The sequence below is a fragment of the Thermococcus atlanticus genome (genome assembly GCF_054657855.1).
Genome location: NZ_BAAHXX010000001.1, coordinates 2,219,190 through 2,232,023, shown reverse-complemented (window position 1 = coordinate 2,232,023; position 12,834 = coordinate 2,219,190). Strand labels below are relative to the sequence as shown.

10 protein-coding genes are annotated in these 12,834 nt (G+C 48.6%); 3 read left to right on the top strand and 7 right to left on the bottom strand.

Annotated features, from left to right (window positions below; all coding sequences use genetic code 11):
• Positions 1-36 precede the first annotated feature (36 nt).
• On the top strand, positions 37-954 hold the full coding sequence (locus ACYQ27_RS12230; RefSeq protein ID WP_460041713.1) for an Lrp/AsnC family transcriptional regulator: 918 nt from the start codon (positions 37-39) through the stop codon (positions 952-954).
• On the opposite strand, the gene ACYQ27_RS12225 is transcribed toward ACYQ27_RS12230, so the two are convergent.
• The 7 genes from ACYQ27_RS12225 to ACYQ27_RS12195 all read right to left on the bottom strand — a co-directional run bounded on the left by ACYQ27_RS12225 (position 943) and on the right by ACYQ27_RS12195 (position 7,697).
• The gene (locus tag ACYQ27_RS12225; RefSeq protein ID WP_460041884.1) at positions 943-1,884 is read right to left on the bottom strand and encodes an SPASM domain-containing protein; all 942 of its coding nucleotides are present in this window, start codon (positions 1,882-1,884) and stop codon (positions 943-945) included. The genes ACYQ27_RS12230 and ACYQ27_RS12225 overlap by 12 nt on opposite strands.
• A 103-nt stretch (positions 1,885-1,987) precedes the next feature.
• Positions 1,988-2,416, bottom strand: a complete 429-nt coding sequence (locus ACYQ27_RS12220) for a molybdenum cofactor biosynthesis protein MoaE (RefSeq protein WP_456453309.1) — start codon at positions 2,414-2,416, stop codon at positions 1,988-1,990.
• Between the two features lie 10 nt (positions 2,417-2,426).
• Entirely contained in the window at positions 2,427-2,690 is a 264-nt protein-coding gene (locus ACYQ27_RS12215) for a ubiquitin-like small modifier protein 1 (protein ID WP_456394736.1), read from the bottom strand.
• A gap of 69 nt (positions 2,691-2,759) precedes the next feature.
• The gene (locus ACYQ27_RS12210) at positions 2,760-3,002 is read right to left on the bottom strand and encodes a hypothetical protein (protein ID WP_460041712.1); all 243 of its coding nucleotides are present in this window, start codon (positions 3,000-3,002) and stop codon (positions 2,760-2,762) included.
• A gap of 220 nt (positions 3,003-3,222) precedes the next feature.
• Positions 3,223-6,504, bottom strand: a complete 3,282-nt coding sequence (locus ACYQ27_RS12205; protein WP_460041711.1) for a hypothetical protein — start codon at positions 6,502-6,504, stop codon at positions 3,223-3,225.
• Positions 6,505-6,621: 117 nt separating this feature from the next.
• On the bottom strand, positions 6,622-7,128 hold the full coding sequence (locus ACYQ27_RS12200) for a CDP-2,3-bis-(O-geranylgeranyl)-sn-glycerol synthase (protein WP_460041710.1): 507 nt from the start codon (positions 7,126-7,128) through the stop codon (positions 6,622-6,624).
• A 32-nt stretch (positions 7,129-7,160) separates the two neighbouring features.
• Positions 7,161-7,697, bottom strand: a complete 537-nt coding sequence (locus tag ACYQ27_RS12195; RefSeq protein ID WP_456394297.1) for a GbsR/MarR family transcriptional regulator — start codon at positions 7,695-7,697, stop codon at positions 7,161-7,163.
• A gap of 105 nt (positions 7,698-7,802) precedes the next feature.
• On the opposite strand from ACYQ27_RS12195, the gene ACYQ27_RS12190 reads away from it, so the two are divergent.
• Together ACYQ27_RS12190 and ACYQ27_RS12185 are read left to right on the top strand one after the other, a co-directional pair.
• Positions 7,803-10,046, top strand: coding sequence for a hydrophobe/amphiphile efflux-3 (HAE3) family transporter (locus tag ACYQ27_RS12190; RefSeq protein WP_456453110.1), 2,244 nt, complete (start codon positions 7,803-7,805; stop codon positions 10,044-10,046).
• Positions 10,043-12,823, top strand: a complete 2,781-nt coding sequence (locus tag ACYQ27_RS12185) for a COG1361 S-layer family protein (RefSeq protein ID WP_460041709.1) — start codon at positions 10,043-10,045, stop codon at positions 12,821-12,823. Before ACYQ27_RS12190 ends, ACYQ27_RS12185 begins: the two co-directional genes overlap by 4 nt.
• The last annotated feature ends 11 nt before the right edge of the window (positions 12,824-12,834 follow it).

Genomic DNA, 12,834 nt, shown 5'->3' with positions numbered 1-12,834 from the left:
ATAACTGTCTCCATATAACTTTTCCTGTGAGGTTAAATGGGTAATGTGAACCTCAGGGAAATTGAATTCCTCGTTGAACTGTTAAATAAATATCCGATAGAGAGCCTCAGAAAGATAGCCGAGAGTGAGGGGATTGACTATTACCGCCTCAAGCGGATTTATGATAAGTACTACGGAAAGTACATCCAGGTAAATGCCATGTATAACATTTCACGAATAGGCCTGAAGAGCTTTGTTGCTTTCCTCTCGGTGCCGCGGAGTGAGCTCAGGGAAGTTGCATGGAGAATGTTTCAGAATCCATATGTCGTTTATTTAAACGCCATGTTCGGCTTTAAAAACGGAATCTCCGCCATTCTGCACATACCCAGGGATCAGGTCGACCGGGTGGATGATCTGCTCGGAAGATACTCGGATGACTATGAGTACTATTCTGTCCTGTCTTACCCTCCATCAAAGGACAAGAAGGAAACCGGAGAGTGGAACCTGAGCCATGATTATGCTGTTCTGATGGACATTCTGAAGTGGGATGCGAGAACCCCCATGAAGGAGATATCCAGACAGCTCGGAAAGAGCAGGCCCACAATAAAATACATGATGAATCGTCTAAGGGAGGAGGGAATCCTGACGGGATTTACGGCGAACGTGGATACACCGGCGTATGACCGCGGTGTTCTTGGCATAGCAGACGAGATAAAAGGGGATCTGCTGGAGAGATTCAAGGATCACGAGATTATGATAGGGACTCTGAAGCCAAAGGGATACATAATTGAGTGGTTCTTCTCGTCTAAAGAAGACTTGGGCACCAAGCTTTTTGAATTCAGCAGCTATGTGGAAAAGGTGGGCATTGAGTATTTTGACATTCTGGAGGATCTGGAGAGAAGCAGGAAATACTACAGGTTCTCGAAGATGGTAAAAAAGGACGGCAGCGGATACCGCTCAATCTTAGAGTTCTAGGGGACAGAACTCCACACCGAAAGGATCCCCGCTCCCCCTGTACTCAAGAGCCCTGCAGTCGTGGCATATATACTTAAACGGGCATGACCTGCATACCTCAATTCCGTCCTTGGTGAGCTTCCAGAAGCTTTTGAGCCGCTTTTTCCTCATGAGATTTTTTATGCTGGCTTCCCGCACATCCCCTATAACAAAGTTTCTGAGCAGCGGACAGGGGAGTGCGTAGCCGTCAGCGGTTATCGCCAGCGTCCCGGCCAGACAGTCGTGGTATTTTGAATTTGTCGGGTTCAGCGTGCGTTTGAGCTCTATCGTGTTGAAATCCACCTTCCGGAATGAACTGGGGTAGAGCACATCAACATATATCTCTCCGGGGAAGCTCAAACCACTCCTCTCAAGCTCCTCAAACTGCCTGTATGTTGCCATTATCAGCGCTCCATATGCCCATCCGTATTCCCCAAGCTTCCTGAGGTTTTCTCCAGAATATTCAAGCTCCACTATTACCCTGACATCGTCCAGAGGCACAACCCTATCCATGTCCTCAATTCTGACGACAGCGTAGACCTCCGGTATCCCAATGGAGGCGGCGTAATTCGCCATTCTCATGAGGTAATCTACACTGTCATAGTTCGTCAGGTAGATTTCCTTTCCCTTTCTGGCGCGGAACTCCCTTATAAGCTCCTTCATCCTCTCCACGCTGAGCGGTTCTCTCCTGAGGATAAACCTGTTGTTCCCGATGCATCCGATGGATCTCGGAATTCCTGTGACTTCAAAAAATCTTCCTTTTCCCCTGCCAAGCTGGAGAATCAGTCTCTCAAGCCGGCCTGAATGCGCCCTGTAGCTCCACGGGGGTTTTCCAACGGCGGTTATATTCAGCCCGCCCTCCACCTCAACCTGAACGGCACTATCATAGGCAACCCTCTCCATTGCATTCATCACCAGAAAAAGGTCGAGGGCTTTGTATATATACTTTTTCTATACGGATTTTGCTTACTACTTGGTTTAGTTTGCAAAAAATGTAGAGAACAGGTGTGGGCATTCATTCAGCCCTGATGTGCCTGCCGCCTTCAATCCAGAACGTTCCTTCATCTGTTACCTCCTTCTTCCAGACCGGAACCCTCCTCTTAACCTCATCAACCGCCCAGATGCAGGCTTCGAATGCTTCCTTTCTGTGCTCTCCTGATGCTATCACAAGTATCGTGTCCTCCCCGACGTCAAGTTCGCCATATCTGTGCCATATAAGCATATCCTCTATAGGGAACTTTCTCAGCCCTTCCTCCCGTATACGCTCCATCTCAGCAACCGCCATATCCTCATAGGCATCGTAGATAAGCTTCAGCACCTTCCTCCCGTGGCTCTCGTTCCTCACCTTCCCGAGAAAGATCACTATCCCCCCTGCTCTCGGCGATGAAACAAGCCTTACAGCCTCTGAAATGTCAAAAGCATCCCTCGTAATCCTGCACTTCATTCCAACCACCTCAACCCCCGCTCACCGGCGGGAACAGCGCCACGATGTCGCCATCATCGAGAGGTTCATCAAATGATGCATACCTCCCGTTCCTCGATACATTCACGTCGGCGTCCTCATCCTGGGCGAAGACTTCGTTTCCAAGCTCCGGATGCCTCTCCTTCAGCATCTCAAGCAACTCTCCAATCCGGATTCCATCTGGAACCTCAAGTTCCTCCTCTCCAATGCCGATCAGAGATCTGAATCTGGCAAAATAGCGCACTTTAACCCTCATCCTCACCACCGGATAAAGTTCTCGGGAGGGTTAAAAAAGATGATGGATGGAGTTGGCCGAGTCTTTAGATTATGAGTATCGTATCCATATTTTTTGTTTTACATGAAGTCTTGTCCCTATAACACTATATTGTGGGTGTTCTCCCTGCCGGGCAATCCAGTGGAGGTTGAAAGTCTTCCCGGAGTTAGCGTTAATGACTCCTTGAGTACTGTCAACCAAGTTACCGTCAATGTAAAGTTCTAATTCTGCATTCTGACCTGTCGAGTGTGCATTCTTAGCCATAATCCCTTTGATTAAAATCAGCCTGATCATCTCCCTTTTTGTTGTCTTTTCTTTTTACCCCTTTTCAAAGCAATGAAATCGTCTGATGGATATATAAGGTTCCACAGGTAAAAAATGATATAGCCTACTGGGAACGATAAAATGAACACTGCAACTAATGTTTCTGGTTGTAAGTTTCTATTTGTCAACCAAAGTATGATGAATGCGAGAAAATACCCTTTAAAAAGAAAAGAAACAAATGAGTTTCTAGTCATTGCTCATCCCCCACTATCAAATTGTTATCTCCAGCACCTTCATTAATCGGTGTTGTGAATGTTTTATATGCTGACCATATCCAGATTGTAAATATCCAAACAGCTGGATTTGTTTCTGCTGAGATTTTTCCAGTAATAATAATTGCGGCTACTTTGTTTGATGTGCCCCATGGGTCATTCTCAACTTTATTCACAATGTAATCCTTAACTTCTTTGAGTACTCCTTTTTCTCTCGGGTTCATTTGTATTACGTACATTACTGGTTCTTGGAGGGTGTTTAAGTACGTTTTCACTGCTATTGGTGTTCCGGGGTTTATGTCGCTTAAATCTACTGGCACTCTTTCCTGTAATTCATCATTGACTGGAATCGTGAAAGTGAATGTTTCATTGGAATATGGGTCTAGACTCAAACTGCTCGGACTCGGAGTCACCAAATTGTCATCACTGCTCTTATCGTAAATCTCGCCACCAGCAAAGTGAATATTGGTAATCCAGACGTCCTCTGTGGTGCCCCCCAAGTTCTCCACATTAACATGACATGACACTGAATCCACATCCTCCGTAACGAATTCGGGACTACAAGTCATTACCGCACTAATACTACTCTGTGTATTTACCTTTATAGTTTTTTCATCTTTCTCTTGACCGTTGACCATGAGGTAAAAGTCGTAAGTGCCGGGGTTTTCAAGGTTAAAGTCAAACCAGTCCTGATATCCTCCAAGGGGATCAAAGTCAACCACAGCCTCTTTAACCTTAATAACCTCAGTAGAGCCATCCGGCGAACTGTAGACATAATACACCCTAACTGGAATAGAGTACCTTGGAGCATTCTCCACATTTCTGACGTCAATAGCAAACCTCACCCTAGCACCCATTGAAACATCACCGGTGACATTAACGCTCAAAACTCCACTGAAATCACTATTCACTCCAACATTCACCTTTCCTCCCTTTGCGTCCTCCGTGAATTTTTCTCCTCCTACAAGGCTATAAGCTTTGATTGTGTAGGAGTGTTCTCCCTGCCGGGCAATCCAGTGGAGGTTGAGGGTTTCCTCTGAATTAGCGTTAATGACTCCTTGAGTACTGTCAACCAAGTTACCATCAACGTAAAGTTCTAATTCCGCATTCTGGCTTGTCGAGTAAGTGCTCTTAACCTTAACCGTGAAACTCACGTTATCACCGTCCTCTGGTTTTTGGGGTGAAATATTAACGCCGCTGATTTTCAAGCTTCCCGTGTTACCATTATCATCCTCAACGATAATGCTTCCGGCATCTTGCTTTTCATACCCGTTGAACTTGAATGTTCCGGAGTACCCGTAAGTGCCTGTGCTCGCGTATGTGATTGTGGCAACTTGAATCGGGCCGGAATCACTGTTGGAGTCAGCGCTAATGCTGCCTCTTCTCGTGATGGTTCCGGTGGGGGTTGCAATGTTTAACTCGTAACTCCCGCTTACCGGCGCATTATTATCATTAATAATTTTCACGTAAAAGGTTACTGTGTTGTCAGGCTTAACCCTCGAATCTGAGGGCAGGATTTGGAAGTGGATTTTGCTTTTGTCTATGCTCCTCCCGAGGCGGATCGTTTCAGAGTACGGGATTGTGATTGTTTTTGATTGAGTATTACTATCCAACCCTTCTTCGGGAGAATTTATTGATGTTGGCATGTCGTGATTGTTTGGAGTGTAAGTTATGGTCACTGTACCGTTTACGGTTACAATGTCACTCCCCTGAATCCTGCCGCTGGGTTTTGAGTACCAGGTGATTACCCCATCGTCCGGGTGAATTAAATCATAACTCGTTGAATCGCTCAAGCCAGTGCCGCTAACCCTAACCTTAATGTTTGATATGGTGTTGTCCTCGGCTTTTAAATTCACTTCCACCCGGTAAGTTGCGTAATTCTCGGTGACATCATCCTTGACAATGCTGACTCCAGCGGAGAGGTAACCCTCGCTGGATGGAGTGTTTGATTGGGAGGCTGCTATTGGTTTTTTAGGGTTTGTGAGGGGTTCTGACGTGTAAATTCCCTTTAAATGGAAGTTCTCCGAGTACTCTCCCCGCAGTGAGGTTTTGAAGTACTCTCCTAAGTGGCTGGTGATGTTGTGCTCAAGCTGGTTTAATTTTGGGTCGTGATTTCCGAATTCTTCAGCTTTTAAGAGTACTCCCAGATTGCTTAACTCTTCCAATGCTTTGAAGGCATTCCAGTAGTATAATTCGTAGTTTGTTGAGGTGGTTTCTTGGATTGAGCAGTCTAAGGGGATGAGTTTCCAGCGATATGTCCTGGTGATTATCATGATTATGACGTACTCTCCCTGAACCATTATTTTCCTGCTTTTTGTAACGCTTTCAAAGCCAATTTGAGTGGGGTTTGTTAGGTTCCTGGGAATGCGTGGGAGGGTTCTAATCAAACTTTCAGCTGTGTTCTTTGCATCTTCTGTTCTGTCTGTGGTTATTGGGTTGGGTGATGGGTTGATGGAGCATGCTTCGTACTCTGCGGGGTTTTTGGCGTAAGTTGTGCTGGATGTTGAGCTTATGAGTTCTTCCTTTTTGTCTTTGGAGATGTTCATGATTTGTTTTTTCAGGTTCTCGAGTAGGTGAAGCTTCTCTTTGAGGGAGGCGTTCTGGAAGGTTTTGTTGAAGTTTTTAAAGTCCTGCCAGATGAGTGGTACTTCAGTTTTTTCTTTCCATGTTGTGATGGAGGGGAGGTTTAAGCTGGTTGTGTTGGTGTTTAAAAGCTTTTTCCATGCCCATGCTTCATATTGATTGTATTTAAACGCCACTTTGATGAATGCTTGGCTGAAGTTTTCTAGGAATTCTGTTAGGTTGAAGCCTGTGGTGATGTTGTCTTTGTTTTTTGTGATGTAATCCTGTAATGCTTTTATTTCTTCGTCGCTCCATCCCTGTTTTTTGAGTGTTTGAATAGTTTCTTCTGGCAAACCGTTTTTGCTGATGTTTTGGGCAATTTCCTGCAGTTCTTTGGGTGAGTAATAAGTTTTAACTTTGGAGGCTTTCAGTTCTTCTAAGGCCTGCCAGGTTTGGGCTGAAATGTTGGCGGCGTTGAGGGCTCCGAGTTGGGAGTTTTGAATTAATTCTTCGGCCAGTGTTGCATTGTTTGTGGAGTTGAGTTTGACGATTAATCCTGCTTCCCGGTTGAGGATGCTCCAGAAGGCTTGGTACGGACTGTTTGTGGGTTCTGCGAGTGCGAGGTTTTGAGTTACTGCTGTGCTGAAAGTCATTCCAAGCATTAAAACTGCAAGTACTAATCCAATCCTCCTGCTCATTAAACCACCTAACTTTAATTTAGGATAAAATATAAAAACCTTTCCTATACATTTCTAGCACACCACAAAACAACGTAAGCAAAAAACGTAGAGAACAAAAAAGTACATCCAGCCATTCTACCACGGCACGCCCTTCCATCCCATCCTGTAGGCAAAGTAGTTTGCCCCCCAGTGAATGAAGGGCGAGACGACGAGGAGGAATATAATCTGCCCTGAATCTAGGGTTTTTACGGGATAGGCGAAGGCCAGAGCTGATATGAGGAAACCAAGCTGATCAAGACCAATTGCGGGGTATCCTCTGGGCAGATTCGCCCTCCTTTTAAAGAAGCTTCCCACAAGGTCGCCGAAGAGGGCCCCGAATGAGAGGGCAAATGCGAGGAGAAACGCGGTTCTGAATGAGCCGTAAAAGCTTGGTGTCATGAAATACTGAACCATGCCGACGGCCGTTCCAATAGCAACGCCCCCTGCAAAGCCCCTCCATGTTTTTCCATCACCGAGGATCCTCCGTCCGTCCCTCCAGAATCGTCCGCCATCAATCGGCCTCCCTCCTCCGACAAGAACAGGAGAGGCGTTGGCAAAGTAGGCGGGTAGGATGTACCAGAACGCCCAGAGGAGTGATTTCATCAGACCACCGCTCTTTCTATGCTCCCGGACTTTTAAATCTTTGCTCCGCTTTTGATCTTTTCCCCGATGCATTCCAGCAGGGCTTCCAGAACCTCTTCCTCGCGGGCATGCTTGAGGAAGATGCTGATTATTTTTTCGGTTACGGCGTTCCTCCTCAGGGCGAATGCTATTCTCTCCCTTATCTTGTTTGCTTCCTCACTTTCATCGCCCTCAATCGCCTCAAGCGCTTTCAGGAGGCTCTCCCTCGTCTGCCTCACATCCTCCTCGATTTTCTTGTAGTATGCCTCCCTGCGCCATTCCCGGATGTTTTTTATTGCGGTGAAATAGGCCTTCTTGTCCCCCGGCTTTTTAACCCTCTTCACAAGCCCTATGCTCTCAAGGAGCTTTAAAGCTGTGCTAACGTGGGAATGGGAGTATCCGGTTCTTTCAGCTATCTCTCCGAGGCTCAGCGGCTCATCCTCAAAGAAGAGCACGCCGTATATGTACCCGTAAAGCTCGCTCAAACCGAACTTGCGTGCGGTGTTTGCAAAGTGCTCCATCATTATCCTCTTCGCTTCCTCAACACCCATGATGCACCCCTCACATCCTGTTCTGAATCGGCCAAAAGTTTTTTAAAGTTTCACATATAAAAAACTTTCGGAAACTTCCGAAAGTTGGGTGATGAAAGAATGGACATGCTCAGGGCCATTGCGAGGATTATCGTTGAATACAGAATTGCGTTCGGGTTACTTACGATTTTCCTCCTGATAGTCTCCATATACGGACTGCAGAGTCTCCAGTTTGAGACCGACCTCTACAAGGAGCTCCCCCAGAATCTGCAGCCCATCAAGGACTACCAGATACTCCAGAATGAGTTCATGGGCGGGGACAACGTCATCATAGTCGTGAAGATTTCCGGCATCAGCGAAGGGGGAGTTTATGACATCAGAGATCCGAAGGTTATAAAATCGGTCTATGATCTCGAACAGAAGCTCAGACAGCACCCCTATGTAAGCGGAACCTTCAGCATAGCCGATGTCTTCATCCAGAGCCTTGGAAGGCTGCCGAAAAATGAAAAAGAGGTCAGATTCGTTCTGAATGCCCTCCCCGAGAATGTCAGAAGCCAGCTGGTGAGCTCGGACTACACCATGACGCTCATAGCGGTGACAATAAGCAGGGAGAAAAATCAGAGGGCCCTGACCCGCGTGTATAGGGACATCCAGAGGGATATTGAGGATACCAATTTTCCGGAGAATGTTGAGGTTGCGCAGACCGGCTCTATTGGGATAACCTACCGGATTCTGGCCCTTCTCCAGAGTGATTTGAACAGAACAATGGGCATCGCATTCATCATGGTCATCCTCCTGCTCGTCTACTTCTACCGCTCCCCCGTGCGGGCGCTCATACCTCTCACACCCCTCGCATTTGGCGTTACCATGACGCTCGGTTTTATGGGGCTGGCACACATTCCCCTGGGAATCACAACCACCACAGTTGGGGCGATGATAATTGGAATGGGAATAGATTACGGAGTCCACCTGACAAACAGATACTACGAGGAGCGGAGGAAAGGTATGAGCATAGAGGACTCCGCTGAGGAGGCAATAGCCGAGACAGGAAAAGCCCTTCTCGGTGCGGCGCTAACAACGATAGCCGGCTTCGCTGCCCTGAGCTTCTCCGTCCTGCCGGCCCTCCAGAGGCTCGGCCTTGTCCTGGTGATGGGGCTCACGCTCGCCGCTCTAAACGCAGTGATTGTCACACCCGCGGTTATAATGCTTGAGGAGGACCTCATGAGGCTCCTGCGGGGACACTACGAAGTGCCTGAAATAAGGGCACATTCCGGGGTTCTTGCTGCGATATTCAGCACCCTCGGGAGGTCAATCAAACGCCATCCCAGGACATACCTGCTTCTTGTTGTGCTTTTAACCCTGATCTTCACCTATGGAGTCACGCAGGTCACGACCGAGGTCAGAATGGATAAGATGCTGCCCCAGGGGATACCCGAGATTCAGGCCATAAATGACGTGAACAACGAATTCGGGGGAATGGATGAGGTTGATGTGATAATTCAGGCGGATGATGTGAGGAATCCTCTCCTCGTGAGGGACATCTACCGCTTTGAGAAGTCTGTTCTGGCGGATTCCTACTACAACAACGTCTTTGAAGGGCAGAGCATTGCGGATACCGTTGTCAGGGAATATGGATACATACCTGACGACAGGGAAAGGATAAGCCAGGCATTGGAAAATTCAAGCCTCGTGACCGATGATTACTCAATGACCCTCCTGAAGTTCAAGGGCAACTTTATGGGCACAACCCAGGGCGATTTCAACAGAATAATGCGTTACTTCGAGCAGGAGGTCAGAAATGCGGATTTTCCGCCGGGTGTGAGCGTCAGGGTAACGGGGGACAGCTACATCAACTATATCCTCAATGAGCTCACCAACAGGGATATACCGAGAATATCAACTTACGGCACGTTTTTTGTGGTTTTAATCGTCCTGCTCCTCTTCAGAAGTCCGAAAACCTCACTCGCGATGATACTGCCGATGTTTCTGGGCGCCCTCTGGACTGTCGGGTTTATGGGGCTCGTGAAGATACCCTTTGACCAGACACTGGCCGGTGTCATCTCAATGATTGTGGGTCTGGGTGTTGACTATGGCATGCACCTGACCCACAGGTTCAGGGAGGAACTCGATAACGGCAATCCCCATCCCATAGTAACCGCCGTTGAGAATGTCGGGCCCGGGATTTTAATCGGAGCCCTCACAACGGCGGGGGGATTTCTGGCCCTGCTGTTCGGAGCCCTTACGCCGATTCACAACTTCGGCAAGGCCCTGGCTTTTGGAATATTCGCATCAATGACCGCCGCATACCTCGTGACGCCCTCACTGTTACAGTTATTTTATGGAAAGGAGATAGGAGGTGGTGAGGAATGAAAAAGCTCACGGGAATTTTTATCGGATTGCTGCTCCTCTTAAGTTTGGTGAGCCATGCAAACGCTGCTGATAACGTCCTCCTTTTTGAGGGCTACATTGACAGGGGCGACGCCATCCTCGTGGGGCCCCTCGTGATTTCCCTGGTGGACACCCAGAGGGACTACCTTCACGATGAGTACTACGCCTTCATTGCCATCGTTAAGGACGGAAAGGTTCTCAACGCTGAATACAAAACGATATATGTGCCCAATCCGGATAAAATGCAGCAGCTTCTCTCGGATCCAGTATTCCTGATGGCGATGGCGGATACACTGGGCTACAATCTAAGCAGATGCACCCAGTATGAGAACAACACCCTTGAATTCCTGAACTGCGTGTCATCAACGCAGGCCGCTTTTTACCAGTGGCTCCAGAACGCACCCCCCGAGGAGCTCGGGGAGGCTGTCATGAAGACGATAGAGGAGCATCCGAGGCTCGGCATCAGCAAGCAGGATGTGTTGATGCCCATCACGTATCCGAATCTAACCCCCGTAAGGGAAAACGAGACAATAAGGGTAAATGTGGATGACCAGATTGTTGAGCTGACGGTGCTTCAGGTTTATCCAAACGGGGCAAAAATCAGCATAAGCGGGCCTGTGGCATGGAGGGCTTCGACGGCTCCGGCACTGATAACGAGCAACGTTACCGTCCCGGAAACTGTGAACCCTGGGGATACGGTCACGATAAAGGTGCATCTTAAAAATGAGGGGGCATTAAAAGCACGCTACATAAACGTCTTTGTATCTCCGGCGCCCCTAACCGTTAATCAGAGCAGCTCAGTAGGAACTGCGCTCTCCCAGCTTCTGAGCCAGAGCGGAATTTCGCAGGGTGTGTGGTATCCTGAGGGCAGTGCGATTCAGTACGTGGAGTATCTCGATGGAAAGGAAGGGAAGACCCTCGAATTCAAAATCAGGGTGAATGAAAACGCCCAGCCCGGGATTTACCCGCTCTACGTTAGCATTGTGTATTTTGCCCCTGTGGGCATCTCAGGGGAGATAAGGATGATTCAGAGCTTCAACTACGTCGGGATAACCGTCGCCCGGGAGAACGATGCAACCTTCGTTGTGAAGGATGTGGAGAAGCCGGGGGTTGTGCACCCCGGAGACGACTTCAATCTTTCGCTAACCCTGGAGAATTCCGGGGGAGAGGTTGCGAAGGACGTTCTGGTTCAGATTCAGCCATCTCTGGAAGCTCCGAACGACCTCAGCGCCGAAGAGCTGAAGAACCTCGGGGGGACCGTTAAATCCCCGATACTTGTGGAGAGCGGCTCCAGCGAAGTGTATTTTCCGTTAGTAAATCCGCATACCTCTGAAAAGGTCACATTCAGCCTCCATGTGAGTGAGGACGCAAAAACGGGGAGCTATCCCGTGAAGGTGAAGGTGACATATTACAGCGGGGATGCAAAGAAAGGGAAGGAGCAGACTTTTGTGCTTTCCATTAAGGTTGTGGAGAGAAGGGAGGGCTTCATAGAGGTCGAAAAGGTGGAGATAATTCCGAAGAAGATAAGCCCCGGAGACAGCTTTACTGCAAAATTTGTGATAAGGAATGCGGGGGAGGAGCCCGTAAAAGCACTCAGCTTCAAGATACTCTCCTACAAGGTTCCGGTTCAGGGGGAGGTCAAGAAGGTTGACCTGTCTGCCCTCTCGCAGCTTCCGATACAGGGGAGCAGTCAGCTTGCCCAGAATCTCCAGACCGCCCTCAATCAGATCATGCAGGAGCTGGCAAGGCAGAATGTGGATGCATTTCTTCCCGTCGGGGAGGACAACGTCAGGTATCTGGGAGAACTGGAGCCCGGACAGAACGCCACCCTTGAATTCCGCATCAGGGCAAACAGCCAGCTTGAAACAGGGATATACCCCCTGAGGATTGAAATCAGCTATCTCACCTCACCGGATGACCGTCAGGTTAATGACGAAAGGCTCGTGGGGATAGACGTTACGGGAAAGGAAAAGCTCATAATTTCCAAGATTTCAACGTCTCCTGAGAGGGTTCTCCCGGGAACGAGCAACGTTGAGGTGAGCCTTGAGGTTGAAAACATAGGGACGGGCGTTGCTCAGATGGTGCTGCTCAAGCCCCTGCCGGAGTATCCCTTCAAGCTCAGCGGAACCAGCGAGCAGATAATCAACCTCGGCAGTCTGGGGAAGGGGGAGTCTGCAAGGGCCAGCTTCAGGGTGGACGTTGCTGACAATGCGACGAGCGGGAGATATGAGCTCCCTGTGGAGCTAACCTATACCGATGGCGTTGGAAATGAGATGAGGACAAACCTGAGCGTTCCGATAATAGTCTCCTCCAAGCCGGATATCCGGATAGTGCGCGTCAGTTTTTCCCCCGAGCCCCTTCAGGGGCAGGATATAAAGGTCTACCTAACCCTCAAGAACACCGGCGGCGAGAAAGCGGAGAGCGTCATAGTTGAGGGTGTCATAAAGGCAAGCCAGCCCTTCACACTGACGAAGAGAACTGACTATGTTGGAACCCTTGAGCCCGGGAAGGAGGGACAGGGTGTTATAGAGATGAGCATAGACAGCGATGCCATACCCAAGGACTACAGGGTTATTGTGCGCATAAGGGCGGTAGGCGATAAAGCCCAGGGGGATGACAACGTCTATGTTTTCGAGCGCACCATTGACATACCCGTGAAGGAGAACACAAGAACTAAGACCAACCTGAAGCTGCTCGGGGTCATCGTGGGCATTATAACGGTTATTGCGGTGCTCTACACCTACAGAAAGAGGACATGAGTTTCGAAATC

What these genes read in the sequence shown, in the direction of transcription:
- ACYQ27_RS12225 (WP_460041884.1), bottom strand. Translation starts at nt 1,884, where the DNA reads ATGAATGCAATGGAGAGGGTTGCCTATGATAGTGCCGTTCAGGTTGAG.
- ACYQ27_RS12200 (WP_460041710.1), bottom strand. Translation starts at nt 7,128, where the DNA reads ATGAAATCACTCCTCTGGGCGTTCTGGTACATCCTACCCGCCTACTTT.
- ACYQ27_RS12185 (WP_460041709.1), top strand. Translation starts at nt 10,043, where the DNA reads ATGAAAAAGCTCACGGGAATTTTTATCGGATTGCTGCTCCTCTTAAGT.
- ACYQ27_RS12215 (WP_456394736.1), bottom strand. Translation starts at nt 2,690, where the DNA reads ATGAGGGTTAAAGTGCGCTATTTTGCCAGATTCAGATCTCTGATCGGC.
- ACYQ27_RS12195 (WP_456394297.1), bottom strand. Translation starts at nt 7,697, where the DNA reads ATGGGTGTTGAGGAAGCGAAGAGGATAATGATGGAGCACTTTGCAAAC.
- ACYQ27_RS12205 (WP_460041711.1), bottom strand. Translation starts at nt 6,504, where the DNA reads ATGAGCAGGAGGATTGGATTAGTACTTGCAGTTTTAATGCTTGGAATG.
- ACYQ27_RS12210 (WP_460041712.1), bottom strand. Translation starts at nt 3,002, where the DNA reads ATGATCAGGCTGATTTTAATCAAAGGGATTATGGCTAAGAATGCACAC.
- ACYQ27_RS12190 (WP_456453110.1), top strand. Translation starts at nt 7,803, where the DNA reads ATGCTCAGGGCCATTGCGAGGATTATCGTTGAATACAGAATTGCGTTC.
- ACYQ27_RS12230 (WP_460041713.1), top strand. Translation starts at nt 37, where the DNA reads ATGGGTAATGTGAACCTCAGGGAAATTGAATTCCTCGTTGAACTGTTA.
- ACYQ27_RS12220 (WP_456453309.1), bottom strand. Translation starts at nt 2,416, where the DNA reads ATGAAGTGCAGGATTACGAGGGATGCTTTTGACATTTCAGAGGCTGTA.